This window comes from Pseudomonas sp. SC3(2021) (assembly GCF_019856535.1).
Classification (GTDB): Bacteria; Pseudomonadota; Gammaproteobacteria; order Pseudomonadales; family Pseudomonadaceae; genus Aquipseudomonas; species Aquipseudomonas monsensis.
On record NZ_CP082236.1, the window covers coordinates 2,741,532 to 2,766,091 of the forward strand.

The 24,560-nt window shown below is 60.1% G+C and carries 21 protein-coding genes, 2 tRNA genes and 2 pseudogenes; 12 read left to right on the top strand and 13 right to left on the bottom strand.

Annotated elements, in window-relative coordinates:
• Positions 1-191 precede the first annotated feature (191 nt).
• The 4 genes and pseudogenes from K5Y35_RS28165 to K5Y35_RS12255 form a co-directional block, all read left to right on the top strand.
• Positions 192-830: pseudogene (locus tag K5Y35_RS28165) on the top strand (PAS domain-containing protein); the annotation flags it as partial.
• 150 nt (positions 831-980) lie between these two features.
• Positions 981-1,418, top strand: a pseudogene (locus tag K5Y35_RS28170) (methyl-accepting chemotaxis protein); the annotation flags it as partial.
• A gap of 174 nt (positions 1,419-1,592) precedes the next feature.
• The gene (locus K5Y35_RS12250; RefSeq protein ID WP_222834299.1) at positions 1,593-2,192 is read left to right on the top strand and encodes a flavin reductase family protein; all 600 of its coding nucleotides are present in this window, start codon (positions 1,593-1,595) and stop codon (positions 2,190-2,192) included.
• Positions 2,193-2,256: 64 nt separating this feature from the next.
• Complete coding sequence (locus K5Y35_RS12255; protein ID WP_222834300.1) at positions 2,257-2,889, top strand: LysE family translocator; 633 nt, start codon at positions 2,257-2,259, stop codon at positions 2,887-2,889.
• Positions 2,890-2,970: 81 nt separating this feature from the next.
• Here K5Y35_RS12255 and ggt read toward each other — a convergent pair whose 3' ends face one another.
• Positions 2,971-4,803, bottom strand: a complete 1,833-nt coding sequence (gene ggt / locus K5Y35_RS12260; protein ID WP_222834455.1) for a gamma-glutamyltransferase — start codon at positions 4,801-4,803, stop codon at positions 2,971-2,973.
• Positions 4,804-5,066: 263 nt separating this feature from the next.
• Here ggt and K5Y35_RS12265 point away from each other — a divergent pair, with 263 nt between their 5' ends.
• Entirely contained in the window at positions 5,067-6,179 is a 1,113-nt protein-coding gene (locus K5Y35_RS12265) for a DUF2817 domain-containing protein (protein WP_222834301.1), read from the top strand.
• 77 nt (positions 6,180-6,256) lie between these two features.
• Here the strand turns inward: K5Y35_RS12265 and K5Y35_RS12270 are convergent, their stop codons facing one another.
• Together K5Y35_RS12270 and K5Y35_RS12275 are read right to left on the bottom strand one after the other, a co-directional pair.
• Positions 6,257-6,529 carry a bacteriocin immunity protein gene (locus K5Y35_RS12270; RefSeq protein ID WP_128616316.1) on the bottom strand — a complete coding sequence of 91 codons (273 nt, stop codon included), beginning with the start codon at positions 6,527-6,529 and terminating at the stop codon, positions 6,257-6,259.
• 7 nt (positions 6,530-6,536) lie between these two features.
• Positions 6,537-7,784 carry an S-type pyocin domain-containing protein gene (locus tag K5Y35_RS12275; RefSeq protein ID WP_222834302.1) on the bottom strand — a complete coding sequence of 416 codons (1,248 nt, stop codon included), beginning with the start codon at positions 7,782-7,784 and terminating at the stop codon, positions 6,537-6,539.
• Between the two features lie 235 nt (positions 7,785-8,019).
• On the opposite strand from K5Y35_RS12275, the gene K5Y35_RS12280 reads away from it, so the two are divergent.
• Positions 8,020-8,556, top strand: a complete 537-nt coding sequence (locus K5Y35_RS12280; protein ID WP_222834303.1) for a helix-turn-helix domain-containing protein — start codon at positions 8,020-8,022, stop codon at positions 8,554-8,556.
• A gap of 68 nt (positions 8,557-8,624) precedes the next feature.
• Here K5Y35_RS12280 and K5Y35_RS12285 read toward each other — a convergent pair.
• Together K5Y35_RS12285 and K5Y35_RS12290 are read right to left on the bottom strand one after the other, a co-directional pair.
• Positions 8,625-8,701: transfer RNA gene (locus tag K5Y35_RS12285), tRNA-Met, on the bottom strand.
• A 115-nt stretch (positions 8,702-8,816) separates the two neighbouring features.
• A complete protein-coding gene (locus K5Y35_RS12290; RefSeq protein ID WP_222834304.1) occupies positions 8,817-10,874 on the bottom strand; it encodes a methyl-accepting chemotaxis protein in 2,058 nt (685 codons plus the stop codon).
• Between the two features lie 332 nt (positions 10,875-11,206).
• On the opposite strand from K5Y35_RS12290, the gene K5Y35_RS12295 reads away from it, so the two are divergent.
• Positions 11,207-12,424 carry an MFS transporter gene (locus K5Y35_RS12295; RefSeq protein ID WP_186748002.1) on the top strand — a complete coding sequence of 406 codons (1,218 nt, stop codon included), beginning with the start codon at positions 11,207-11,209 and terminating at the stop codon, positions 12,422-12,424.
• Between the two features lie 187 nt (positions 12,425-12,611).
• Here the strand turns inward: K5Y35_RS12295 and ychF are convergent, their stop codons facing one another.
• The 8 genes from ychF to K5Y35_RS12335 form a co-directional block, all read right to left on the bottom strand.
• The gene (gene ychF, locus K5Y35_RS12300) at positions 12,612-13,712 is read right to left on the bottom strand and encodes a redox-regulated ATPase YchF (RefSeq protein ID WP_103306068.1); all 1,101 of its coding nucleotides are present in this window, start codon (positions 13,710-13,712) and stop codon (positions 12,612-12,614) included.
• A gap of 22 nt (positions 13,713-13,734) precedes the next feature.
• Positions 13,735-14,319, bottom strand: a complete 585-nt coding sequence (pth, locus tag K5Y35_RS12305) for an aminoacyl-tRNA hydrolase (RefSeq protein WP_003228164.1) — start codon at positions 14,317-14,319, stop codon at positions 13,735-13,737.
• A 171-nt stretch (positions 14,320-14,490) separates the two neighbouring features.
• A complete protein-coding gene (locus K5Y35_RS12310) occupies positions 14,491-15,093 on the bottom strand; it encodes a 50S ribosomal protein L25/general stress protein Ctc (RefSeq protein WP_123463023.1) in 603 nt (200 codons plus the stop codon).
• 141 nt (positions 15,094-15,234) lie between these two features.
• On the bottom strand, positions 15,235-16,176 hold the full coding sequence (locus K5Y35_RS12315) for a ribose-phosphate pyrophosphokinase (protein ID WP_003171603.1): 942 nt from the start codon (positions 16,174-16,176) through the stop codon (positions 15,235-15,237).
• Positions 16,177-16,221: 45 nt separating this feature from the next.
• A tRNA-Gln gene (locus K5Y35_RS12320) sits at positions 16,222-16,296 on the bottom strand.
• 36 nt (positions 16,297-16,332) lie between these two features.
• Entirely contained in the window at positions 16,333-17,184 is an 852-nt protein-coding gene (gene ispE / locus K5Y35_RS12325; RefSeq protein WP_123463025.1) for a 4-(cytidine 5'-diphospho)-2-C-methyl-D-erythritol kinase, read from the bottom strand.
• A gap of 2 nt (positions 17,185-17,186) precedes the next feature.
• A complete protein-coding gene (lolB, locus tag K5Y35_RS12330) occupies positions 17,187-17,804 on the bottom strand; it encodes a lipoprotein insertase outer membrane protein LolB (protein WP_128614697.1) in 618 nt (205 codons plus the stop codon).
• Between the two features lie 3 nt (positions 17,805-17,807).
• Positions 17,808-19,532: a tetratricopeptide repeat protein gene (locus K5Y35_RS12335; RefSeq protein WP_222834305.1), complete on the bottom strand. Its 1,725-nt coding sequence runs from the start codon at positions 19,530-19,532 to the stop codon at positions 17,808-17,810.
• A 261-nt stretch (positions 19,533-19,793) separates the two neighbouring features.
• On the opposite strand from K5Y35_RS12335, the gene hemA reads away from it, so the two are divergent.
• From hemA to murI, 5 genes are read left to right on the top strand one after another with little or no spacing between them, the layout of a single operon-like run.
• Positions 19,794-21,080: a glutamyl-tRNA reductase gene (gene hemA, locus K5Y35_RS12340; protein ID WP_102356846.1), complete on the top strand. Its 1,287-nt coding sequence runs from the start codon at positions 19,794-19,796 to the stop codon at positions 21,078-21,080.
• The gene (prfA, locus tag K5Y35_RS12345; RefSeq protein ID WP_123463031.1) at positions 21,077-22,159 is read left to right on the top strand and encodes a peptide chain release factor 1; all 1,083 of its coding nucleotides are present in this window, start codon (positions 21,077-21,079) and stop codon (positions 22,157-22,159) included. Before hemA ends, prfA begins: the two co-directional genes overlap by 4 nt.
• The gene (gene prmC, locus K5Y35_RS12350) at positions 22,160-22,990 is read left to right on the top strand and encodes a peptide chain release factor N(5)-glutamine methyltransferase (RefSeq protein WP_186748001.1); all 831 of its coding nucleotides are present in this window, start codon (positions 22,160-22,162) and stop codon (positions 22,988-22,990) included.
• Positions 22,984-23,739, top strand: a complete 756-nt coding sequence (locus tag K5Y35_RS12355) for a molybdopterin-synthase adenylyltransferase MoeB (RefSeq protein WP_123463035.1) — start codon at positions 22,984-22,986, stop codon at positions 23,737-23,739. Before prmC ends, K5Y35_RS12355 begins: the two co-directional genes overlap by 7 nt.
• Positions 23,732-24,523, top strand: coding sequence for a glutamate racemase (murI, locus tag K5Y35_RS12360; protein WP_222834306.1), 792 nt, complete (start codon positions 23,732-23,734; stop codon positions 24,521-24,523). The genes K5Y35_RS12355 and murI overlap by 8 nt, the downstream gene beginning before the upstream one ends.
• Positions 24,524-24,560 lie beyond the last annotated feature (37 nt).

A 24,560-nucleotide genomic window follows, 5' to 3' on the forward strand; every position in this document is an offset into this window, starting at 1 on the left:
GACTTTTTTCGACTGACGGGTCGCAATCGCTCTTCAGAAAACTTTTCCAAGGCCGATGGTTAGGTGCATCCCGCTTTCTACCCAGCCATCGGTACTTTTCCATGTTCAACAAACGCCTGAAGCAAGAGCTGGCCGCTCTTCGTGAAGAACTGTCCAGCCTCCTTCAAGTCAAGGACAGCCTGGAAAGCGAGATGCTGGTGCTGACTCTGGAGCCCGACGGACGCGTGCAGTCGGTCAACCAGAACTTCCTCAACGAGATGCTCTACAAAAGCCACGACCTGATTGGCCGTGCGATTGAGGACATTGTGCCGGCACATGTGAAGGCCGATGAGTTCCATCATCGTTTCAAGGCTGCGCTGACCCGTGGCGAACATTTCGCCGGGGCCGTGCGCCTGATGCGCGGTAATGGCGAGGAGGCGTGGCTGCGTTCGATTGTGCAGCCCGTGCGTTCCTCGGACGGGCGGATCAGGCATTTCTCGATCTTCTCCAGCGACCTGACCCGCACCATCGAAGCCTCCCGCGAGCACGAAAACCTGATCGGTGCGCTGGTGCGCTCCACGGCGGTGATCGAGTTCGACCTCAACGGCAACGTGCTCAACGCCAACGAACGCTTCCTCAGCGGCATGGGTTACAGCCTGGCGCAGATCAAGGGCAAGCATCACCGGATGTTCTGTCTGCCTGAGGAGTACAACAGCGCCGAGTACCAGAACTTCTGGCGTCGTCTGAACAACGGTGAGTTTGTGGCTGAGCGCTTCAAGCGGGTCGACAGCCATGGTCGTACGGTGTGGCTGGAGGCGTCCTACAACCCGGTGCTCGATGCCAACAACAAACTGTACAAAGTGGTGAAGTTCGCCACGGTGATCACCGATCAGGTCAATCGCGAACAAGCGGTTGCCGACGCGGCGAGCATTGCCTATAGCACCTCGCAGCAAACCGACAGCACCGCGCAACGTGGCACCACCGTGGTCACTGAAGCGGTGAACGTGATGCGTGATCTGTCGCGACACATGCAAGCTGCCGGTGAGGGCATCGAAGCGTTGAACGAGCAGTCGCAGGTGATCGGCACCATCGTCAAGACCATCAGCGGTATTGCCGAGCAAACCAACCTACTGGCGCTCAACGCCGCCATCGAAGCGGCCCGCGCCGGTGAACAGGGTCGCGGCTTTGCGGTGGTGGCCGACGAAGTGCGGCAACTGGCGTCGCGCACCAGTCAGGCGACTGAAGAGATCGTCGGTGTAGTGCGGCAGAACCAGGAAATGGCGCGCAACGCCGTGGCCCTGATGACCGATGGCAAGCTGCAGGCCGAACAAGGCCTGGCGCTGGCGGCAGAGGCGGGTACGGTGATTGTCGAGATTCAGGACGGTGCGCAGAAAGTGGTGGATGCCGTCGGCCAGTTCGCCAATCAACTGACTCACTGACCTGCACTGATCCCTTGTGGGAGCGAGCTTGCTCGCGAAAGCGGTGTGTCATTCAACATTGATGTGACTGACCTTTCGCCTTCGCGAGCAAGCTCGCTCCCACAGGTTTTTCGCCCGCCTTCTTTCTGTGGTCTGGCGCTACAATCGGCTCCTTTTCCCCCGGAGCTGATCCCCATGAGCGATTCCCACCGCCGCCCGGTGCCCCTGAACAAAGCCTACCGTTTGCTCAACCACGGGCCGACCGTGCTGGTCAGCGCCGCCCATGATGGCAAGCGCAACATCATGGCCGCCGCCTGGGCGATGCCGCTGGATTTCGAACCGCCGAAAGTCGCGGTGGTTCTCGATAAGTCCACCTGGACCCGCCAGTTGCTCGAAGCGTCCGGCACCTTCGTGCTCAACGTCCCGTGCGCCAATCAGGCCGACATCGTGCAAACCGTCGGCAATACGTCGGGCCTGGAAATCAGCCAAGCCCAAGGGCAAGACAAGTTTCAGGCTTACGGCTTGCAGACCTTTGCCGGTGAACAAGTCGAAGCCCCGCTGCTTGAGGGCTGTGTCGCCTGGCTCGAATGCCGTTTGCTCCCGGAGCCGCGCAACCACGAGCAATACGACCTGTTCCTCGCTGAAGTCATCGCCGCCCACGCCGACGAGCGAGTGTTCCGTGAGGGGCGTTGGCATTTCGAGGGGCATGATGGTTTGCGTACTTTGCACCATGTGGCCGGCGGGCATTTCCTGAAGATTGGTGATGCGGTGGTGGGTAAGACGTTAGCGGGCTGATGGCAAAATATTGCCGGATGTTGCAAGGTGGAGGGCATCGTCAAGCCAATCAGGCGCATGCCCCATGGATCTTTCCCTTTCGAGTTATCTGGCGCCATTGCTGTCGTTGGCCCTGTTGTGGACGGTGGCCGTGGTCACGCCCGGCCCGAATTTCTTCAACATCGCACAACTGGCGGTCAGCCGTTCCCGCCGTCATGGCGTTATCGCTGCGCTCGGCGTGGCCAGCGGAACCGTGTTGTGGGGTCTGGCGGGTGGCTTGGGCATTCAGTCGCTGTTCAGTGCCGCGCCGACGCTGTACCTGAGCTTCAAGATCGCCGGTGGCTGCTACCTGATCTACCTCGGGCTCAAGCAGTTCAAGCGCAAGGCGCCGATCGTCCCAGGCACGCTCGATGCCTCGGAGCAGACATTGCTCGGCGCGTACGGGCGGGGCTTTCTGGGCAACATGACCAATCCCAAGTCCGCACTGTTCGTCGCAACCATTTTCGCCACCGCCATGCCGGCTCACATCCCGCCATTGTTGCTGGCGCTGGCGGTGCTGACCATGGCGACGTTGTCGTTCAGCTGGTATTGCTGCGTGGCGCTGTTCTTCGCCAGCCGGCGGATTGCCGGTGTGTATGAGCGTTCGCGGCAATGGCTGGATCGCTTGGCCGGTGGTTGTTATTTGCTGTTTGGGGCGCATCTGGTGGCTAATCGCTGAGCCGAGTGATCTCCCGAGTTAATCAGTTGCATGAAAAAAGGCCTACCTCGCGGTAAGCCTTTTTTGTTTTGCGTCCTAGCCTCAATCCCCTAGCGCTTCGCCTTCCCGCCGCGGATCCGCGCCACCTTCCAGCGACGCTTTCCCCTGCGCATCCTTGACCCGCACGATGGCCTGGGTGCCGCTGGTCATGTCGATTTCATTCACCGCATGCCCTTTGTCTTTCAGCGCCTGGATCAGTACCGGGCTGAACTGGCCTTGTTCCAGTTCGGTCGGGCCGTTGCGGCTGCCGAAGTTGGGCAGGCTGATGGCGCTTTGCGGGTCGAGGTTCCAGTCGAGCAGGCCGACGGTGGTTTTCGCCACGTATTCGATGATTTGCGAACCGCCCGGCGAGCCAACCGTGGCGACGAATTCACCGCTGTTGCGATCGAAGATCAGCGTTGGCGCCATTGACGAGCGCGGGCGTTTTAAGGGCTCGACGCGGTTGGCGACTTTCTGCCCGTTCTCTTCGGGGATGAACGAGAAGTCGGTCATCTGATTGTTCAGCAGAAAACCCTGAACCATCAGGTGCGAGCCGAACGCGGCTTCGATGGTGGTGGTCATCGACACCGCGCCACCGAGGTCATCTACCGCGACGACTTGTGAGGTGGAGATGCGCAGCGGCGAGCGGTCCGGGGCGTAGGCCACTTGCACGCCCGGCGGGGTGCCCGGTTTGGCGCTGCCCATGCTGCGTTCACCGATCAGGCTGGCGCGGCTGGCGAGGTAACCCGGGTCGACCAGGCCTTTGACCGGCACCGGGACGAAGTCGGTATCGGCGACGTATTGCGCACGGTCGGCATAGGCCAGACGCTCGGCTTCGGCGATCAGGTGCACGGCTTGCGGATCCGGTTCAATGCCGGCCGGTTTATTGGTTTTCAGCGGTTTGAGCGGTGTCAGGGAAAGACGTGGATCGCGGGTTTCCAGCGCCTGCAACGTACCGAGAATCTGCGCCACCGCGATCCCGCCCGACGACGGTGGCGGCATGCCGCACACCTGCCAGCGTTTGTAGTCGGTGCACAGTGGTGCGCGCTCTTTGGCCTGGTAGCCTTGCAAATCATTCAGCGACAGGCTGCCGGGGTTGGCGTGGCCTTGCACCTTGGCGACGATCTCTTCGGCGATCGGGCCTTTATAGAGCGCGTCCGGGCCTTCGTTGGCGATGCGTTTGAGCACGGCGGCCAGCGCAGGGTTTTGCAGACGGGTGCCCACGGCTTTGACGCTGCCGTCGCGGTTGAGGAAATACGCGGCCATGTCCGGAGATTGGCGGATCATCGGGTCGGACGCCAGCAGCGAATGCAGGCGCGGTGAAATCGCAAAACCTTGCTCGGCGAGTTTGATCGCCGGCTCGAACAGTGTGGCCCAAGGCAGGCGACCATGTTGTTTGTGCGCCAGTTGCAGCGCACGCAGCACACCCGGTGTCCCGACCGAGCGCCCGCCGATCTGCGCCTGCTGGAACGCCATCGGTTTGCCGTCGGCCTGCAGGAACAGCTTCTCGGTGGCGCCGGCCGGTGCGGTTTCGCGACCGTCGTAGGTGCGTACCTGTTTGCCGTCCCACAGCACGATCATCGCGCCGCCGCCGATCCCGGAAGACTGCGGTTCGACCAGCGTCAGCACCGCTTGCATCGCAATCGCCGCATCAATCGCCGAACCGCCCTTACGCAGCATCTCCCGACCGGCTTCGGCGGCCAGCGGATTGGCGGCAGCGGCCATGTGCTGGCTGGCGTGACGGGTTTGCAGATCGGTGCGGTAACCGGAAGCGGCTTCCGGGGCCAGCGGCAGGGTCGAAGAGGGCGGGGCGTTGCACGCCGTGAGGGTCAGGGCGCTGACGAGCAGCGTCAGGGCTGGCAGGCGAAAGCGGCGCAGGGGCAGGGCTGGAAACACGTGGTGCTCTCCGTCCGTGGGGTGAAAGGTCTGACGGACTTTATCGACCGCTCGGTCGCGACGCAAACCGATGGGCATTTTTGTCTTTCTTTTCGGGGTGGATGTTCGCTAGGGTCAACCGCAAATCCGTTGAGCTGCACTGAGCACCTGTGGGAGCGAGCTTGCTCGCGAATGCGCAGTGTCAGTCGGCAGAAATGTTGAATGTACAACCGCTTTCGCGAGCAAGCTCGCTCCCACAATTACAAGATCAACAAGAGACCGATATGCACAGCGAGTTCCCCTCCGAGTCCAGCTACCGCGATCAACGCGAGCAGTTCATCGCCGCCGCCAATGCCGCCGGCGCCACGCTCACTTCCTACGCACATCCACGTTGCGGGCCATTCGGCGAACCCCTGAGCACCGACGTCGCCGTGCTCGGCGATCCGCAGGCCAAACGTCGGCTGGTAGCGCTCAGCGGCACGCACGGGGTCGAGGGCTATTACGGCTCGGATTGTCAGATCGAATGGTTGAAAGCCTTCGTGTCGGGGTCGCTGCCCAAGGATGTCGCGGTGGTCATGGTTCACCTGATCAACCCTTGGGGCACCGCGTGGCTGCGGCGGGTCAACGAAGACAATATCGACCTCAACCGCAATCACCTGGATTTCACCGGACCGTTGCCGGAAAACAGCGCTTACGCCGCTCTGCATGAAATCTACGCCTGCACCGACTTGAACGGCCCGCAGCGCGCGCGGGCCGATGCCTTGCTCGATGCACAGATTGCCGAACACGGCTGGCCGGCGGTGATGTCGATTGTCGAGGGCGGTCAGCACAGCCATCCCGATGGCCTGTTCTACGGCGGCCGCGCGCCGAGCTGGTCGAATCGCACGTTGCACCAAATCATCGAAACGCATCTGGCGGGTGCGGAAACCGTGATGTGTTTCGACCTGCACACCGGCGCCGGTGAGTACGGTCATCCGATGTTGCTGACCATCACCCAGGCGCCTTACCCGGCGCTGGCGCACGCCCAGTCGATCTACGGTCCATGGCTTTACACCCTGCACACCGGCGCCGACACCTTGAGCGAAACCGGCGTCGCGGCGACGGCTACCGGGTACACCTCGCAGGCGTTGCTCAATGCGCTGCCGGGCGTGCAGTTGATGCCATTCGTGATCGAGTGCGGGACGTATCCGGGGCCGGATGTGCATCGGCATTTGCGTGATGACCAGTGGCTGCATTTGCACGGTGATCCGCTGGATGCTGTAGGACGTGAAATCAAACTGAATCTGCTCGAGCAGTTCTATCCAGCTGATCCGGATTGGCGCGCAATGGTCGGTTTGCGCACGCGGCAGATCTGGGTGAAGGGTTTGGCAGCCCTATCGGCAGAGAAGCCTGAGTAGATCAGGCATAGCCTTGTGGTGGGGAGGTTTATCCCCTTGCCACACGTTCGGTGTGGTCTCGAGATATTTAAAAGCACTTACTGCTTGAAGCCCGGCAAACCCTGCGCTGCTCGCCATTCTTTTACAATTTTCGTTACGCCCTGAGGGGAGCTATCCGCACCAGGCTTCGGGTAATAGATCAGATCCGACCCAGCTGGGTGTTCGCTGATTTTCTCGAAGTGCAACAGCAGCAAGTCAGCGCGATCGTCGCTTTCGGCTTCTTCATCTTCTTTAGCGAGTTCTTCCAGCAGCGCGATGAACTCGGCCTCGGTGTACTCCGAAATGCTGTTTTTCAATAACTTGTCTGTCATGGCTAACCTATTCGTTCCGGTGGATATCGATGTGGTTTCGCGGCGTGTTCACTCGCAGATTATCTACGTCGTAAACGCCGCCGCCCTCTGATATTTTTTCGAGGTGATGAAGTTCGTAAGATCTTCTACCTCCGACGCTATCGACTTTGCGCACACGTGGTGCTTTGCCTTTACGCATACGGCCAGCGTTCTGTTTGATGAACTGATCCACCACGGCTGACTCCGAAACGGCTTTCCAAAGGGCTGCTCTGAACGAGTCGAAGCTTTTGAAGTCGCGTCCACGCAGTGAGTCTGCCACGTCCGTCGGAATTGAAACTCCTACCCCAGAGCTTGCTCCGATGAGCCATATCCCCGAAACATCCTCGCCAACCCCCGTCACTGTACCCGGCGTCAGTCTGGCCGGCCTCGAAAACACCACATACAGTGACTTCAAACCAGTGTCCGCCGGGAACACCAGAATACAATCCTCGGCAGTAATGTCCTCGCCGGGCAGGCCTTCTATCTGGGTATCAGTGTTCTCGGGAATCGGATGAACAAGGATCGTGTTCAGTTGCTCGCCGTGTTCTGGATAAACCAGCGGCGGCATTGAACCGAGTGGCCCGCGTTGCGGCGTCCACAAAATCGTGATGCCGTTGAGCTTGGCCTCCATCGCAGTCTTGTCGCTGTTCCACTCGACTTTGACGGTACGCACCGAGTCATCGCCCGAAGCGCCGGCGTGGATGCCGTAAACCTGCATGACCCCTTCGGCATCACGCCGAAATTGGAAGCGCACACGAGTGGCGGCGCGGCTCATGCGGCGCAGTTGTTCATCGGTATGCAGCGTGCCGTCACCCATGCGGGTCGGCAGCATCCCGAGGACGAACACGCTGGCCGGCCCACCGGCGCCGCGAATTGCCCAGTTGAGGCGCTGTTGCAGAATCCCGCCGCCCGCCAAACGCCCCAAGGCCAGATCGGCGCCTATCGCTGTCGCCACAGCGGTGCTGGCAGAGGGCAAGAGCATGGCGCCGGCGACCATGACCTTGCCGAAGTTGCTGGCGGGTTCGGGTGCCGTACCGGCGTCCGTTCGGCACCAGTTATCCACAGTGCAGGACTTGGCGAATACCTGATCTTCGCGGGGCTTGGGCGTTGGCCATTCATCCTTTTCGACGTACACCGGCTCCGGAGGGGGAGGCGGATTCCAAGCGGCCCACGAGCCGTTCCATCTCGGACGTTCCCAAGGCCAATCTTCATCGAAGAGAGATTTGAATAGAGCCATGCCAACTCCCTGTATGGCTTTGAATCGAGCCAGGGAAGCTTGTCGGTCAATGGGGAATTCGGGCAAACCGATGGGGTAAGTTTCAGGCGCTTGGTTTTACGAAAAATCCAATTCGTACCTGAATCGGACCTGTTTCCTACAGCGCTCTCTCGGCCTGTTGATTGGCGATTGATTCAGATGAACCAGCGGTGTTTCGCGCTTGTAGTCTTTCGCTTTGGATGGAGGGCGCGTCTGAATGTTTCCTACAGATTTTTCAGGTCGACAACTTACGCGCCTTTACCTGAGGATATTTTCTGTTGTTTTTCCAGGATGGATTTCAGATGAAAAGGATGAGTCCGTTGCCATTCAACTCTATGTTCAGTCGGCCATTGTCATGAGTGTTTCCAATGAGGACCGCGATTCTCTGGTGGCGATGGGCAGTCGCATTGCTCACTTACGCACAGTTCACGAGATCACACAGACTCGGTTTGCACGGGCTTTAGGTCTTTCCCGGCAAACCTTTCAGGGCTACGAGGAGGGCACTCGCAGCATGCCGGTCACGACACTGGTGAAGATGGCATTTGCGCTTCGCGTGCCTGTTGAAGACCTGCTCGGCGTTCCCTCGTACACGGAGAGGCCCAGACGCAGCTTGACCTCGACGTGGTATCGACGGTTGCAGTCGATCAATGAGCTTTCGAAGGTCCAGCAGAAGGTCATTGCGCAGATGCTTGACGCCTTGATCGCACAGGCAGCGACCAAAACGAGCAACGAACAGAAGGATATTTTGAAGTAACAGATTACCGAGACTTTTCTCGAGGCATAAAAAAACGGCCTACCTTTCGGTAAGCCGTTTTTAGTACTTGGTGGCTACACAGGGACTTGAACCCCGGACCCCAGCATTATGAATGCTATGCTCTAACCAACTGAGCTATGTAGCCAAGTGGCGCGCATTATTCCCCTGAAATGGAAAAGCGTCAAGCGTAAATTTAAAATATTTCTTCTTATTTTCAACCGCTTATCCTCCGGCCCGCGAAATCCGGGCCGGGCGGGGCATCAACGCAGCTGAAATCTTGCGGTATTCGCGCTCAAGGCATCGCTGCCCTGACTCAAGGTGTCGGCTGCCAGATTCACCGCCCGCGCACCTTCGAGCAATCGCACAGCGGCTTGATCGACCTGCTGGATATTGGCGCTGACCTCGTCGGCGGTGCTCGCCTGTTCCTCAACCGCCGTAGCGATCTGCGCCAGGGTATCGGTGACGCTCTGCACAGCGCTGGCAATTTCGCCCAAACGCTCACCCAGACCGGTGACCGACTCGGCATCGGTTTGCGCCTGGCCGCACGCGGCTTCCATCAGACTCACCGCTTCATTGACCGTGGCGCGCAAGCTGTCGACTGTGCCGGCGATCTGCGCGGTGGACGACTGTGTACGCTGCGACAAGCTGCGTACTTCATCGGCCACCACGGCGAAACCGCGTCCCTGTTCACCGGCGCGTGCGGCTTCGATGGCCGCATTGAGTGCGAGCAGGTTAGTTTGCTCGGCGACACCACGAATGGTGTCGACGACCAATTGAATCTGCTGGCCTTGCTCGCTGACCCGGCCGAGTGCCGCTGCAGTTTCGTTCAAACGCTGATTGAGCTGCTGAATACTCGCCGTGGTGCGCTGGCTGTCACGGCTGCTGTCGGCGGCAATGCGCCGGGTGTGCTGAGCGCTGCCGGAGGCCTGTTCGCAACTTTGCGCCACGCCTTGCGAGGTGGCGGCCAATTGCGTCGCAGCGGCGGCGATCTGGCTGATCTGCAATTGCTGCGCTTCGACTTCGCTGAGGGCGCCGCTGGAGTGTTCGTTGAGGCTGCGCACCGCGTTGCTCAGTTGCGAGGTCTCGTGATCGACACCGAGCATGCTGCTGCGCAACTGCACCACGGCCACGTTGAGCGCAGTGCTGATCGCCGCCAGCTCATCACGACCGACCACGGGCACTTGCAGGCTCAGGTTGCCGTCGCGCAGGGCTTCAGCGAGCAGGGTGATGCCGCTGGCGCTGCGGCGGATCGAGGCTTGCAGGCAGATAAACAGGTACAACGCTGCGAGCAGCAGGCAGCCAAAGATCACCGCGACCATGATGAATTGGCGAATCGCCGAGCTGTGGTAGGCGTCAAGCCGTTGATCCAGCGCCACCAGTGATTGCTGGCGCAGGGCGGCGAGGTCGCTCAGCAAGGCGTCGAGGCTGCGTTCGAAGTCGTCCGGCTTGAGGTTGATGCTGCCGCCGAACACGCCGTCATCAAGGACCTTCAAGCCGCTGTCGAGGTGTTTCAGGCTGTCGTGGTATTGGCTGGCCCAGCGTTGCTGATCTTTCGGCAGGCGCGCTTCGAGCAGCGTGGCGGTTTTGACCAGTTGCTCGCGGGCATCGCCGATACGGCTGCGCAAGTCGCGCAATTGCAAACGGCTTTGCAGGGTGAACTGGCCGGAGACTACCGAGGCCTGGCCGACCGCTGCCAGACGTCCGACGCGCTCGATCAGATCCGGCGCGTGCTGCGTGGAGATCTGCGTCAGCAGATAGGTTTCCAGCCACGGCGCGAGGGTCAGGCGGTTATCCATGACAATCTGCTCGCGTAATGCTTGCAGCGCGCTGAGGGCGTTGGTGAATCGGTCGTAGCCGTCCGGCCACCAACCGACACCGCTGAGGCTTTTCGAGTCCAGGCCGTTGAGCGCCGTTTGCAGCGCCTGATAGCGGGTGAGTGTTTCGCCCTCGGCACCTTCATTTTTCAGTGCAGTGCCCAAATCGGTGGTGGCTTGCAGGACGGCCGGTTGCACCGCATCGAACGCGCCCATGGCGGCGAGGGTGGCCGGCGTCGGTTGGCGATTGGTTTCCGTGGCGCGCCAGCGGGCGGCGCGGTCACGTTGGGCCGCGAGCAGGTTGTCCAGCGCATCGAGCGCGAGCAACTGGCGCACGCCGGCGCGTTCGCCGGAAATCAGATTGAGCTTGTCGCGATAGTCCTGGCCGATCATCAACAGGCTGCCGGCCAACGGCAGAATGAACAGCAGAAACAACAACTGGAATTTACCTGCGAAGCCAAACCGCCCCAGCAATTTGATCCCCGGTGAAAGGAAAGCCTGCATGCCTCATGACTCCTCTGGACACCACGCACCATCGGCGTGCATCGCGGTCGTGCGACGTTGATGGGGTGCCCTGCTAAAAGGCCTCGAAAGTTCACTCTCGCCCGCTCTGTGGGCCGGCTCTGTAGCGAAACTTCCCATTGTCGGTGCCCTTTGTAAGGGCGCCGCGTTCAAGGGGAGAAGCAAGGCAAGATTCAGACCATGGCGTTGCGCTATCACCTTGCAGTCGACGATCAGTCAGTTAGTTAGCTGGCTAAGGGGATGGCGTTCACGCACCGAAAAATGGCACATTGACGCACTTGCCTGCGCGCACCCATCTGCTGTCCGGAATTCCCATGGCTATCAGCAACGTTCAGACCGCCGCTGCCTCAGCGTCCGCTCCTCCCCAAAGCAGTCCGTTAGTGATGCGCATCATCGGCGCGGTCGCGCTGGCGCATTTGATCAATGACCTGATTCAGTCGGTGTTGCCGTCGATCTATCCGATGCTTAAGGCCAATTACGGTCTGAGCTTCACTCAGGTCGGCCTGATTACCTTGACCTTTCAACTGACCGCGTCGCTGTTGCAGCCGTGGGTCGGTTATCACACCGATCGGCATCCCAAGCCGTGGCTGTTGCCGGCAGGTTCGATCTGCACGCTGATCGGCATCGTGATGATGTCGGTGGTCGGCAGTTTCCCGTTGATTCTGCTGGCGGCGGCGCTGATCGGAATCGGTTCCTCGACCTTCCACCCCGAGGCCTCGCGGATTGCGCGACTGGCTTCGGGTGGGCGCTTTGGTCTGGCGCAATCGACTTTCCAGGTGGGCGGTAATGCCGGTTCCGCTTTCGGCCCGTTGCTGGCGGCGGCGATCATCATTCCGTTCGGTCAGGGCAACGTCGCGTGGTTCGGTCTGTTCGCGGTATTTGCGCTGTTCGTGCTGTACCGCATCAGTCGCTGGTACGCCCATCACCTGAACCTGTTCAAACTCAAGGCCGGCCAGGCGGCGACTCATGGGCTGTCGAAGGGCAGGGTGACCAGTGCGCTGGTGGTGCTGGGGCTGTTGGTGTTCTCCAAGTATTTCTACATGGCCAGCCTGACCAGTTACTTCACGTTTTACCTGATCGAAAAGTTCGACCTGTCGGTGGCCAGTTCGCAGTTGCACCTGTTCCTGTTTCTTGGCGCGGTGGCGGCGGGTACGTTCTTCGGCGGGCCGATCGGCGACAGGATCGGGCGGAAGGCGGTGATCTGGTTCTCGATCCTCGGTGTGGCACCGTTCACGCTGCTCATGCCCCACGTGGATCTGTTCTGGACCACCATTCTCAGCGTGATTATCGGCTTCATCCTCGCCTCGGCGTTCTCGGCGATTGTGGTGTACGCGCAGGAACTGGTGCCAGGCAATGTCGGGATGATCGCCGGGATCTTTTTTGGTTTGATGTTCGGGTTTGGCGGGATTGGTGCGGCGTTGCTGGGGCATCTGGCGGATGTGCACGGGATTGAGTACGTGTATTTCCTGTGTTCGTTCCTGCCACTATTTGGCGTACTGGCGATTTTCCTGCCACGCACCAAAAAGACCTGATCCCACAAACATCCCCTGTGGGAGCGAGCTTGCTCGCGAAGGCGTCGTGTCAGTCGACGAATGCTTTGCTGACACTCCGCTTTCGCGAGCAAGCTCACTCCCACAAATTCTCAGGTGGTGCGGCGGAGAGTATTTCAGGCACAAAAAAGCCGCGTATCAAACGCGGCTTTTTCTTGAACGGTGTTGCTTAGACGTTGAAGCGGAAGTGCATCACGTCGCCGTCTTTAACGATGTAATCCTTGCCTTCCAGACGCCATTTACCGGCTTCTTTGGTACCGGCTTCGCCCTTGTACTGGATGAAGTCGTTGTAGGCGATCACTTCGGCGCGGATGAAGCCTTTCTCGAAGTCGGTGTGGATCACGCCGGCCGCTTGTGGTGCGGTGGCACCGACTTTGACGGTCCAGGCGCGGACTTCTTCGACACCGGCGGTGAAGTAGGTCTGCAGGTGCAGCATTTCGTAGCCGGCGCGGATCACGCGGTTCAGGCCAGGCTCTTCCAGGCCCAGGGCCTCGAGGAACATGTCCTTCTCTTCGCCGTCGTCGAGCTCGGCGATTTCCGCTTCGATCTTGTTGCAGACCGGAACCACCATCGCGCCTTCTTCCTCGGCAATGGCCTTGACCACGTCCAGGTGCGGGTTGTTCTCGAAACCGTCTTCAGCGACGTTGGCGATGTACATGACCGGCTTGGTGGTCAGCAGGTGGAAGCCCTTGATCACGGCCTTTTCGTCAGCGCTCATGTTCTTCATCAGGCTGCGCGCCGGCTTGGCTTCGGTGAAGTGTGCGATCAGTTGCTCCAGCAGAGCCTTCTGAACCACGGCGTCCTTGTCACCGCCCTTGGCGTTGCGCGCGACTTTCTGCAGTTGCTTCTCGCAGCTGTCGAGGTCGGCGAAGATCAGTTCCAGGTCGATGATTTCGATGTCGCGCTTCGGATCGACGCTGTTCGACACGTGGATCACGTTGTCGTCTTCGAAGCAGCGCACCACGTGAGCGATGGCGTCGGTTTCGCGGATGTTGGCCAGGAACTTGTTGCCCAGGCCTTCACCTTTCGACGCGCCGGCCACCAGGCCTGCGATGTCGACGAATTCCATGGTGGTCGGCAGGATGCGCTTCGGATTGACGATGGCCGCCAGGGCTTCCAGACGAGGATCGGGCATCGGCACGATGCCGCTGTTCGGCTCGATGGTGCAGAAGGGGAAGTTCTCGGCCGCGATACCGGATTTGGTCAGGGCGTTGAACAGGGTGGACTTGCCGACGTTAGGCAGGCCGACGATGCCGCAATTGAATCCCATGGTGTTTCCCCTCGGATTAGAGTCAGGCCTTCTGGCTGTGCAGGTTTTTCATCGCGCGGTTCCATTCCCCGGCGAGGATATCCGGCAGCACGCCGAGGGCAAAGTCGATGCTGGCATCGAGTTTTTCCTGTTCGGCGCGTGGCGCACGACCCAGGACGAAATTTGAAACCATACTGGCAACGCCTGGGTGGCCAATGCCAAGCCGCAGGCGGTAGAACGTATTCTGATTACCCAGTTGCGCGATGATGTCGCGCAACCCGTTGTGACCGCCATGGCCGCCGCCCTGTTTGAGCTTGGCGACGCCCGGAGGCAAGTCGAGTTCGTCATGCGCCACCAGGATTTCTTCAGGCTTGATGCGGAAGAAACCGGCGAGTGCCGCCACGGCCTGGCCGCTGCGGTTCATGTAGGTGGTGGGAATCAGCAGACGAACATCCTGACCCTGATGCGAATAGCGCCCGGTCAGGCCGAAATACTTGCGATCGGCCACAAGGTTCACACCTTGCGCGGCAGCGATGCGCTCAACAAAAAGGGCCCCTGCGTTATGCCGGGTCTGTTCGTATTCGGCGCCTGGATTTCCCAGGCCAACGATCAGTTTGATGGCAGTCACGATAGGGGCCCTTCCTTGGAGTGGTGGATAACATCGCCGCAATCGGAGGCTGCGGCGAAAGTGGACGAAAATTGCTCATTTACCATGAATGTAAACTCCGCGTTCTCGCCCGCTTTCTCGCTACGTTCCAGTCCGCGATGTTACTTGCTCACTCCGGCGTAACAGAGTGAATTACTCTGCTGCGCCTTCTTCGGTAGCTTCTGGAGCAACACGTGGAGCGTGGACGTTGGCAACAGCCTTGTCATCGCCGTGTGCCAGAGCAACGAACTCAACGCCTTTAGGAGCTTTGAGGTCCGACAGGTGAATGATCGAACCGATTTCAGCGTCAGCCAGGTCGACTTCGATGAACTCAGGCAGATCTTTCGGCAGGCAGGTCACTTCGATTTCAGCAACAACGTGCGAAATCTCGCCGCCTTTCTTCACTGGAGCAGCTTCGTTGATGAAGTGCACAGGAACGATAGCGGTCAGTTTCTGGCCAGCGACAACGCGTACGAAGTCAGCGTGCATCACGTGGCCTTTGGCCGGGTGACGCTGCAGAGCTTTGATGATTACGTTTTGCTTGGTGCCACCAACGTTCAGCTCGATGATGTGGCTGTAAGCCGCTTCGTTTTCGAGCAGTTTGGCAACTTCTTTGGCCAGCATGCTGATGGATTCAGGGGCTTTTTCGCCACCGTAAACAACAGCTGGAACCAGAGCGGCGAGACGACGCAGGCGGCGGCTCGCACCTTTCCCCAGGTCGGAACGCACTTCAGCATTCAGAGTAAATTCGTTCATTTTGTATCTCCAAAATAGCCATGACCGAGTGGCGTTTGCGACCAGCGCCAAACACGGTATGGGCAAAAAAGCCCCGCCCCGGCAGGAATGCCGGGGCGGGGCGCTTTTCGTCAACGAGACATTTCGAGAAGGGCAGGGCCCTTAACGGAACATCGCGCTGATCGATTCTTCATTGCTGATGCGGCGAACCGCTTCGGCAACAACCGGTGCGATATCCAGTTGACGGATACGTGCACAGGCTTGTGCTGCAGCGGACAGCGGGATGGTGTTAGTCACCACCAGCTCGTCCAGCACGGAATTTTCGATATTCTCGATGGCCCGACCCGACAGCACAGGGTGTGTGCAGTAGGCAAAGACCTTGGCTGCGCCATGCTCTTTCAGGGCCTTGGCCGCGTGGCACAGGGTGCCGGCGGTATCGACCATGTCATCGACCAGAATGCAGGTACGCCCTTCGACATCACCGATGATATGCATCACTTCAGAGTGATTGGCTTTCTCACGGCGTTTGTCGATGATCCCGAGATCCACGCCCAGGGATTTGGCAACGGCACGTGCACGCACGACGCCACCAATGTCCGGGGACACGATCATCAGGTTTTCGAAGCGCTGATCTTCAATGTCATCCACCAGAACCGGGGAGCCGTAGATGTTATCTACCGGAATATCGAAGAAGCCCTGAATCTGGTCAGCATGCAGATCAACCGTGAGAACACGGTCGATGCCGACTACGGTAAGCATGTCAGCGACGACTTTCGCGCTGATAGCCACACGTGCGGAACGCGGACGGCGATCCTGACGGGCATAACCAAAATAAGGAATAACAGCAGTGATACGAGTAGCTGAGGAGCGGCGGAAGGCATCAGCCATCACTACCAGTTCCATCAGGTTATCGTTGGTCGGGGCGCAAGTCGGCTGAATAATGAAAACGTCTTTACCGCGAACGTTTTCATTGATCTCGGCAGTAATTTCGCCGTCGGAAAACTTACCGACAGAGATGTCACCGAGAGGGATATGCAGCTGACGTACAACACGCCGAGCCAGATCGGGGTTAGCATTCCCCGTAAAGACCATCATCTTGGACACGCGCAGTACCTAGAGGCTGAGGGTAACCTGGATGAGTATAGAAAATGGCAGGGGCGGCTGGATTCGAACCAACGCATGGCAGGATCAAAACCTGCTGCCTTACCGCTTGGCGACGCCCCTGTATCTGTTGCATCAAGTGCCGAGCACTTGGTTCCTTTAGAGCAGACTTTGCAGCTTGCGGTGCAACATTGAAATGTTGCTGCCTTTTGCTACAAACCCTGTAAGGGTCTCTGTCAGAAGGGCCGAGACTTTATCAGCTTCAGCTTTGCTTGGGAAGCCCCCAAACACACAACTTCCAGTTCCGGTGAGCTTTGCTTCGGTAAATTTACCTAACAAATCCAACGCGTTACGCACTTCTGGATAACGCCTTGCAACCACCGGCAAGCAGTCATTTCGACTGTTTCCCTCGGGAACGGGGCGCACTTTAATGGGCGGCGTGTTACGTGTCAACAAAGGATCGGAAAAAATTTCTGCCGTACTTACAGAGACTTGCGGCACGAGCACCAGATACCACGGTTCTTCGGGATCGACCGCGGTCAGTTTCTCGCCCACACCCTCGGCAAACGCTGCATGGCCACGGACGAAAACCGGCACGTCGGCACCCAGCGACAGGCCCAGTGCGGCCAGGCGATCTTCATCCCAGCCCAACTGCCAGAGATGGTTGAGCCCCAGCAGAGTGGTCGCCGCATTTGAACTGCCGCCACCAATGCCGCCGCCCATGGGCAGAACCTTGTCGATCCAGATATCAATGCCCAGCGTGCAGCCGGATTGCTGCTGCAACATTTTTGCCGCGCGCACGATCAGGTTGCTGTCGTGGGGCACGCCGGCGAATTCGGTGTGCAGCTGAATTACACCGTCATCGCGCACGGCGAAGGTGATTTCATCGCCGTAATCGACAAATTGAAACAGCGTCTGCAATTCGTGGTAGCCATCTGCGCGACGACCAAGAATGTGCAGCATCAGATTGAGCTTGGCCGGCGACGGCAGGGTCAGGCGTGCTGCGGTCATGCTTATTGCCCCAGCTTGCGTGGCTGCCAGGTCTTGATCACCAGCGTCACGTCCAGGTCGGTGCCGTGCAGTTTAATGCGCTCGGGCAACCAGTAACCGTTTTGTTCGGTGTAGGCGGTGTATTCGACTGTCCAGCCATCCTGTTCAAGATTGGCCAGGCGGCTGTTAGCGTCCAGATTGAGACGGCTTTTGCTGTTGGGCGCCGGCAGGCCGCGCACCCACCAGGCCAGATTCGAGACCGGCAGTTTCCAGCCCAGCTGTTCTTCGAGCAGCGCGTCCGGCGACTCGGAGTCATAACGACCCTGATTGGCGACTTCCAGCGACACCTTGCCCGGACGCCCGGTCAGGCGGGCCGCGCCACGACCCAGCGGGCCGGACAGGCGAATGTCGTAGTAATCCTGACGTTGCAGCCAGAACAGCGTGCCGCTGCCCGAGTCTTTCGGGGCGCGAATGCCGATCTTGCCGTCGATCTGCCAGCCGTCGAGGCCAGCCAGCTGTTGTTTGTTTGCGGCCCATTGAGCCGGGCTGCCGTGGCCCTCGACCGATTCGCGAGCACCGAAGCCCGCGCAACCGGCGAGCAGGGCGATGAAGCTGAAAACAATAACGTGGCGCAAAAACATGAGTTAGAGAGTCTCGGATCCGGTCAGGCGCTTGATGGTACTGCGCAGAATGGTGCTGTCGGGCTGGTCCTTGAGGAACTTGCCCCAGATCTGTTTGGCTTCCCGTTGGTTGCCCTTGATCCACAGCACTTCGCCCAGGTGAGCGGCCACTTCGTGATCAGGGAAGCGCTCCAGCGCCTGACGCAGATATTTCTCGGCGTCGTCCAGGTTGCCCAGGCGGAAATTCACCCAGCCGAGGCTGTCGAGTACCGCCGGATCTTCCGGGTTGATCTGGTGCGCCTGCTCGATCAGCGCCTTGGCTTCAGCGTAGCGGGTCGTACGGTCAGACAGGGTGTAGCCCAAAGCGTTCAGCGCCATGGCGTTGTCCGGATCGCGCTTGATGATCAGGCGCAGGTCCTTTTCCATCTGTGCCAGGTCGTTGCGTTTTTCCGCGAGCATCGCCCGGGTGTACAGCAGATTCAGATCGTCCGGGTACTGCTGCAGGGCTTGCTGCAAGACTTTCCAGGCCTTGTCGTCCTGTTTGTTGGCCGACAGGGTTTCCGATTCGATCAGGTACAACTGAATCGCATAGTCAGGCTGGGCATCGCGTTCGGCGGCCAGTTTGCTCTGGGCTTCAGCGGTCTTGCCGTTGTTCATCAGGATGTCGGCCTGACGCAACTGCGCTGGCAGGTAATCGTTGCCCGGGCCGACCTGGGCGTACTCGATGAGCGCGCCTTGCGGGTCGTTGCGTTCTTCGGCGATGCGGCCGAGGTTCAGGTGCGCCGAATCGACGTGGCTCTCACGGGCGATCAGGTCTTCCAGATAACCCTTGGCTTCTTCCCAGGCCTTGGCTTCCAGGCAGACCAGTGCCAGCGAATAGCGCAGTTCGTCGTCTTCCGGGTATTGCTGAACCAGGCTGGAGAACTCGGCCTTGGCGTCGTCCATTCGGTCCTGTTCGACCAGCATGCGCGCGTAAGTCAGGCGCAGGCGCTTGTCGTCCGGGTATTTCTTGATGCTTTTTTGCAGCAGCGGCAGGGCTTCGTCGCCACGGTTCAACAGCTGAAGCAGGCGCGCGCGCAGCAGAATCGGCGCGATTTCGCCGTCTTCCGGCGGGTGGTCTTCGAGCAGGGCCAGCGCCGCTTTGTTGTCGCCGTCCTGCTGCAGGAGCAGGGCCTTGCCGAAAATCAGCTGACTGTTGTTCGGGTGACGCTGCAACAAACGGTCGAAACTTTTCATCAGACCGTTGCGGGTTTCCTGATCGGTGTCGGCGGCCGACAGTGCGAGGAAGTCGAAATGGGTGTCGCCCTTGCCCTGCAGGACTTTCTCCATATAGACCATGGAGTCGTCATATCGCCCGGCGCGTGCCAGTTGCACGGCCGCGGCGCGTTGCGCTTCGAGGTCTTCCGGGGCGTTTTTTGCCCAGATCAGTGCGGTGTCCAGCGCCGGTTGATCCGCGCCGAGGTATTCGGCAATGCGGAAAGCGCGCTCGGAAACGCCCGGATCCTGGGTATTGATCGCCTGGGTCACGTAGTTGTCCAGGGCAATGTCGAAACGATTGCGCTGGCCGGCGAGTTCGGCACTCAACAGGCTGAAAACGGTTTCCTCGCTGAACGAGCTGTAAACCTTGGGCTTTTCAGGCGCGGGTGTGGTGCCTTCGACCGGCGGCGTGCCGTCCGGCGAAACGGGGGCCAAGGCCTGGCAGCCGCTGAGGAAGACAAAAGCGAGGAGCAACGCGGAAGATCTATTCATATAGGAAGAGGACGACTAACCTGCGGTCGGATCATCATGACACAAGCTTTCGGCCAAACATAACCGCTGAGGCAATTAAGACATCTGCGCATCTCTATGTAGGTGCAGGCTTCGGCAGCGCTGCCGGGGGCGGTGTGTACATAAACGAGAATGGATCGCAGCAGGCGGTGGATACAATAAGGGTGATAGATATCCAATAGTTGTTCTGAATCTGACGAAGTAGGACAATTGCCGGCTTCACGTCACCATCAGCGACCTTGAATGGCCTTCCTTGCACTCGGTATTAACCACAAGACTGCGTCCGTAGACGTCCGCGAGCGCGTGGCCTTTACGCCTGAGCAGCTGGTTGAGGCCTTGCAGCAGCTCTGCCGACTCACCGACAGCCGCGAAGCTGCGATCCTCTCCACCTGCAATCGCAGTGAGCTTTATATAGAACAGGATCAGCTGTCGGCTGACATCGTGCTGCGCTGGCTGGCCGATTATCACCATTTGAGCCTCGACGAGCTGCGTGCGAGTGCTTATGTGCACGAAGATGATGCGGCAGTTCGTCACATGATGCGCGTCGCCTCCGGGCTCGATTCGCTGGTGTTGGGCGAACCGCAGATTCTCGGTCAGATGAAGTCGGCCTACGCCGTGGCCCGAGAGGCCGGCACCATCGGGCCGTTGCTCGGGCGCCTGTTCCAGGCGACGTTCAACGCCGCCAAGCAAGTGCGTACCGATACGGCGATCGGCGAGAACCCGGTGTCCGTGGCGTTTGCGGCGGTCAGCCTGGCCAAACAGATTTTCAGCGACTTGCAACGCAGCCAGGCGCTGCTGATCGGCGCCGGCGAGACCATCACCCTGGTCGCCCGCCACTTGCATGAGCTGGGGGTCAAGCGCATCGTCGTCGCCAACCGTACGCTGGAGCGTGCGAGCCTGCTGGCCGAGCAGTTCGGCGCGCATGCGGTGTTGCTCTCGGACATCCCGGCGGAACTGGTGCGCAGTGACATCGTCATCAGTTCGACCGCCAGTCAGTTGCCGATCCTCGGCAAGGGCGCCGTCGAAAGCGCGCTGAAGCAGCGCAAGCACAAGCCGATCTTCATGGTCGACATTGCCGTGCCTCGGGATATCGAACCGGAAGTCGGCGAGCTCGACGACGTTTACCTCTATAGCGTCGACGATCTTCACGAAGTCGTCGCCGAAAACCTCAAGAGTCGCCAGGGCGCAGCGCAAGCGGCCGAAGAAATGGTCTCGGTCGGCGCCGACGACTTCATGGTGCGCCTGCGCGAATTGGCGGCGGTCGACGTGCTCAAGGCCTATCGTCAACAGAGCGAACGCCTGCGCGACGAGGAGCTGCAAAAAGCCCTGCGTCTGCTGGCCAACGGCGGTAACGCTGAAGACGTGCTGGGGCAACTGGCCCGTGGCCTGACCAATAAATTGTTGCACGCGCCCAGCGTGCAACTGAAAAAGCTTTCTGCCGAAGGCCGCCTCGATGCGCTGGCCATGGCCCAGGAACTCTTTGCCCTCGAGGGCTCACCGGATAGCTTTTCGGATAAAAAACCGCAATGAAAGCGTCACTGCTCAATAAGCTGGACATCCTCCAGGACCGTTTCGAGGAACTGACCGCACTGCTCGGCGACGGCGAGGTCATTGCCGATCAGGCCAGGTTTCGCGCCTACTCCAAGGAATACGCCGAACTCGAACCGGTCGTACACGCCTATAAAAAGCTGCTCAGCGTGCAGGGCGATCTTGAAGGCGCGCAGGCGCTGCTCAAGGATAGCGACCCGGACATGCGTGAAATGGCCGTGGAAGAAGTCCGCGAAGCCAAAGAATTGCTGATCACGCTGGAATCCGATCTGCAGCGAATGTTGCTGCCCAAGGATCCCAACGACGGTCGCAACGTCTTCCTCGAAATTCGCGCCGGCACCGGTGGCGACGAGGCGGCGATTTTCTCCGGCGACCTGTTCCGCATGTACTCGCGTTACGCCGAACGTCGTGGCTGGCGGGTGGAGATCCTTTCGGAAAACGAAGGCGAACACGGTGGCTATAAAGAAGTCATCGCCCGCATTGAAGGCGACAACGTCTACGGCAAGCTGAAATTCGAATCCGGCGCGCACCGCGTACAGCGTGTGCCGGCCACCGAATCCCAGGGCCGTATCCACACCTCGGCCTGCACCGTGGCGGTGTTGCCCGAGCCGGATGAGCGCGAAGCCATCGAGATCAACCCGGCGGACTTGCGCGTCGACACTTACCGTTCCTCCGGGGCTGGTGGGCAGCACGTCAACACGACCGATTCGGCGATCCGCATCACGCACATACCGACCGGCACCGTCGTTGAGTGTCAGGAAGAACGTTCCCAGCACAAGAACCGTGCCCGCGCCATGGCGTGGTTGTCGGCCAAGCTCAACGATCAACAAACCGCTGCGGCGGCCAATGCGATCGCCAGCGAGCGTAAATTGCTGGTGGGCTCGGGCGACCGTTCGGAGCGCATCCGCACCTACAACTTTGCCCAAGGCCGGGTCACTGACCATCGCGTCAACCTGACCCTGTATTCCCTGGATGAAATTCTTGCCGGTGGCGTTGAAGCGGTGATCGAGCCGTTGCTGGCCGAATACCAGGCTGACCAACTCGCAGCGATAGGTGAATAAATGACCATCATTGCCAGCCTGTTGCGCGCCGCCGAATTACCGGACTCACCGACTGCGCGCCTCGACGCCGAACTGCTCCTCGCTGCTGCGCTGGGCAAGTCGCGCAGCTTTCTGCACACCTGGCCCGAGCGCATCGTGCCGACAGAGGCCGCGCTGACGTTCGCCGAATACCTGCAACGGCGTCGTGGCGGCGAGCCGGTGGCCTATATTCTGGGGCAGCAAGGTTTCTGGAAACTTGATCTGGAAGTGGCGCCGCACACGCTGATCCCGCGTCCGGACACTGAGTTGCTGGTGGAAGCCGCGCTGGAGTTGCTCCCCGCGACCCCGGCCAAAGTCCTCGACCTTGGCACTGGCAGCGGCGCGATTGCTTTGGCGCTGGCCAGTGAGCGTCCGGCGTGGCGTGTCACGGCGGTCGATCGGGTGCTGGAAGCCGTCGCTCTGGCCGAGCGCAATCGCCAGCGTCTGCACCTGGACAACGCCACGGTGTTGAGCAGTCACTGGTTCAGCGCACTGGCAGGCCAGCGGTTTCAATTGATCATCAGCAACCCGCCCTATATTGCAGCGGCAGACCCGCACCTGGTCGAGGGCGATGTACGCTTCGAACCGGCCAGTGCTTTGGTCGCCGGCGTGGACGGGCTCGACGATCTGCGCCTGATCGTCGCCCAGGCGCCGGAGCATCTGGAGGCGGGTGGCTGGCTGATGCTCGAGCATGGCTATGATCAAGCCGAAGCCGTGCGCGATTTGCTGCTGACCCGCGGTTTCGAAGAAGTCCACAGCCGCACCGATCTGGGCGGCCATCAACGGATCAGCCTGGGGCGCCTGCCGTGCTGAATGATCAGGAATTGCTGCGTTACAGTCGGCAGATTCTCCTGCAACACATCGACATCGACGGCCAACTGAAGCTCAAAGACAGCCGCGTGTTGATCGTCGGCCTCGGCGGGCTCGGTGCACCGGTTGCGTTGTATCTGGCGGCGGCGGGGGTCGGTGAGTTGCATCTCGCGGACTTCGACACGGTCGACTTGACCAACCTGCAACGCCAGATCATCCATGACACCGACAGCGTCGGCATGAGCAAGGTCGACTCGGCGCTCAAGCGACTGGGCGCGATCAACCCCGAGATTCGGCTGATCGCCCATCGTCAGGCGCTGGACGAGGACTCCCTCGCCGCGGCAGTGGCGGCGGTGGATCTGGTGCTCGATTGTTCCGATAATTTTTCGACGCGCGAGGCGGTCAACGCTGCGTGTGTGGCTGCGGGCAAACCGCTGGTCAGCGGCGCGGCGATTCGTCTTGAAGGGCAGCTGTCGGTGTTCGACCCGCGACGTCCCGAGAGCCCTTGCTACCACTGTTTATACGGGCACGGCAGCGAAGCCGAACTGACCTGCAGCGAAGCCGGCGTGGTCGGGCCGCTCGTGGGACTGGTCGGCAGCCTGCAAGCGCTGGAAGCCTTGAAGGTACTGGTCGGTTTCGGTGAGCCGCTGGTGGGCAGGCTGTTGTTGATCGATGCGTTGGGTTCGCGTTTCCGTGAACTGCGGGTCAAGCGCGATCCGGGATGCAGTGTCTGTGGATCGGCTCATGCGTGACGCACCGATCGCGGTGTTCGACTCCGGTGTCGGCGGCCTGTCGGTGCTGGCGGAAATCCAGCACTTGCTGCCCAATGAATCGCTGTTGTACTTCGCCGATTGCGGACACATCCCCTACGGCGAGAAAACCCCGGAGTTCATTCGCCAGCGTTGCAGCGTGATGGCCGGGTTTTTCCGTGAGCAGGGCGCCAAGGCCCTGGTGATCGCCTGCAACACCGCCACGGTGGCGGCGGTTGCCGAATTGCGCCGCGACTTCCCCGACTGGCCGATGGTCGGCATGGAGCCTGCGGTCAAGCCGGCAGCGGCGGCCACCCGCAGCGGCGTGGTCGGCGTACTCGCCACCACCGGCACTTTGCAGAGCGCAAAATTCGCCGCTTTGCTTGATCGTTTCGCCACGGATGTACGCGTCATTACCCAGCCATGCCCCGGTCTGGTCGAGCTGATCGAAAGCGGCGACCTGCACAGCGCCGAGTTGCGGCAGATGTTGCAAGGCTACGTCGAACCGCTGCTGGCCAATGGTTGTGACACGATCATTCTCGGCTGCACCCACTATCCTTTTCTCAAGCCGATGCTCAAGTCGATGATTCCGGCGGACATCAGCCTGATCGACACCGGCGCGGCGGTGGCGCGACAACTTCGGCGGTTGTTGGCCGAGCGCGATCTGCTTGCCGAGGGCCCGAACCGGGCGGTCAGATTCTGGACCAGTGCCGATCCGCAGTACTTCAAAAGTATTTTGCCGCTGTTGGGGCAAACAGCCGGCGATGTGCAAAACTTCAGCTTGTAAAAATAGTGTGAAATAACTAAAAAAACAGCTGAACTTC

Bases quoted from the DNA above. Each gene is read 5' to 3' on its own strand.
- K5Y35_RS12250 (WP_222834299.1), top strand. From the start codon at position 1,593: ATGAGCGATTCCCACCGCCGCCCGGTGCCCCTGAACAAAGCCTACCGT.
- K5Y35_RS12255 (WP_222834300.1), top strand. From the start codon at position 2,257: ATGGATCTTTCCCTTTCGAGTTATCTGGCGCCATTGCTGTCGTTGGCC.
- K5Y35_RS12265 (WP_222834301.1), top strand. From the start codon at position 5,067: ATGCACAGCGAGTTCCCCTCCGAGTCCAGCTACCGCGATCAACGCGAG.
- K5Y35_RS12270 (WP_128616316.1), bottom strand. From the start codon at position 6,529: ATGACAGACAAGTTATTGAAAAACAGCATTTCGGAGTACACCGAGGCC.
- K5Y35_RS12275 (WP_222834302.1), bottom strand. From the start codon at position 7,784: ATGGCTCTATTCAAATCTCTCTTCGATGAAGATTGGCCTTGGGAACGT.
- K5Y35_RS12280 (WP_222834303.1), top strand. From the start codon at position 8,020: ATGTTTCCTACAGATTTTTCAGGTCGACAACTTACGCGCCTTTACCTG.
- K5Y35_RS12290 (WP_222834304.1), bottom strand. From the start codon at position 10,874: ATGCAGGCTTTCCTTTCACCGGGGATCAAATTGCTGGGGCGGTTTGGC.
- K5Y35_RS12295 (WP_186748002.1), top strand. From the start codon at position 11,207: ATGGCTATCAGCAACGTTCAGACCGCCGCTGCCTCAGCGTCCGCTCCT.
- ychF (WP_103306068.1), bottom strand. From the start codon at position 13,712: ATGGGATTCAATTGCGGCATCGTCGGCCTGCCTAACGTCGGCAAGTCC.
- K5Y35_RS12310 (WP_123463023.1), bottom strand. From the start codon at position 15,093: ATGAACGAATTTACTCTGAATGCTGAAGTGCGTTCCGACCTGGGGAAA.
- ispE (WP_123463025.1), bottom strand. From the start codon at position 17,184: ATGACCGCAGCACGCCTGACCCTGCCGTCGCCGGCCAAGCTCAATCTG.
- lolB (WP_128614697.1), bottom strand. From the start codon at position 17,804: ATGTTTTTGCGCCACGTTATTGTTTTCAGCTTCATCGCCCTGCTCGCC.
- K5Y35_RS12335 (WP_222834305.1), bottom strand. From the start codon at position 19,532: ATGAATAGATCTTCCGCGTTGCTCCTCGCTTTTGTCTTCCTCAGCGGC.
- hemA (WP_102356846.1), top strand. From the start codon at position 19,794: ATGGCCTTCCTTGCACTCGGTATTAACCACAAGACTGCGTCCGTAGAC.
- prfA (WP_123463031.1), top strand. From the start codon at position 21,077: ATGAAAGCGTCACTGCTCAATAAGCTGGACATCCTCCAGGACCGTTTC.
- prmC (WP_186748001.1), top strand. From the start codon at position 22,160: ATGACCATCATTGCCAGCCTGTTGCGCGCCGCCGAATTACCGGACTCA.
- murI (WP_222834306.1), top strand. From the start codon at position 23,732: ATGCGTGACGCACCGATCGCGGTGTTCGACTCCGGTGTCGGCGGCCTG.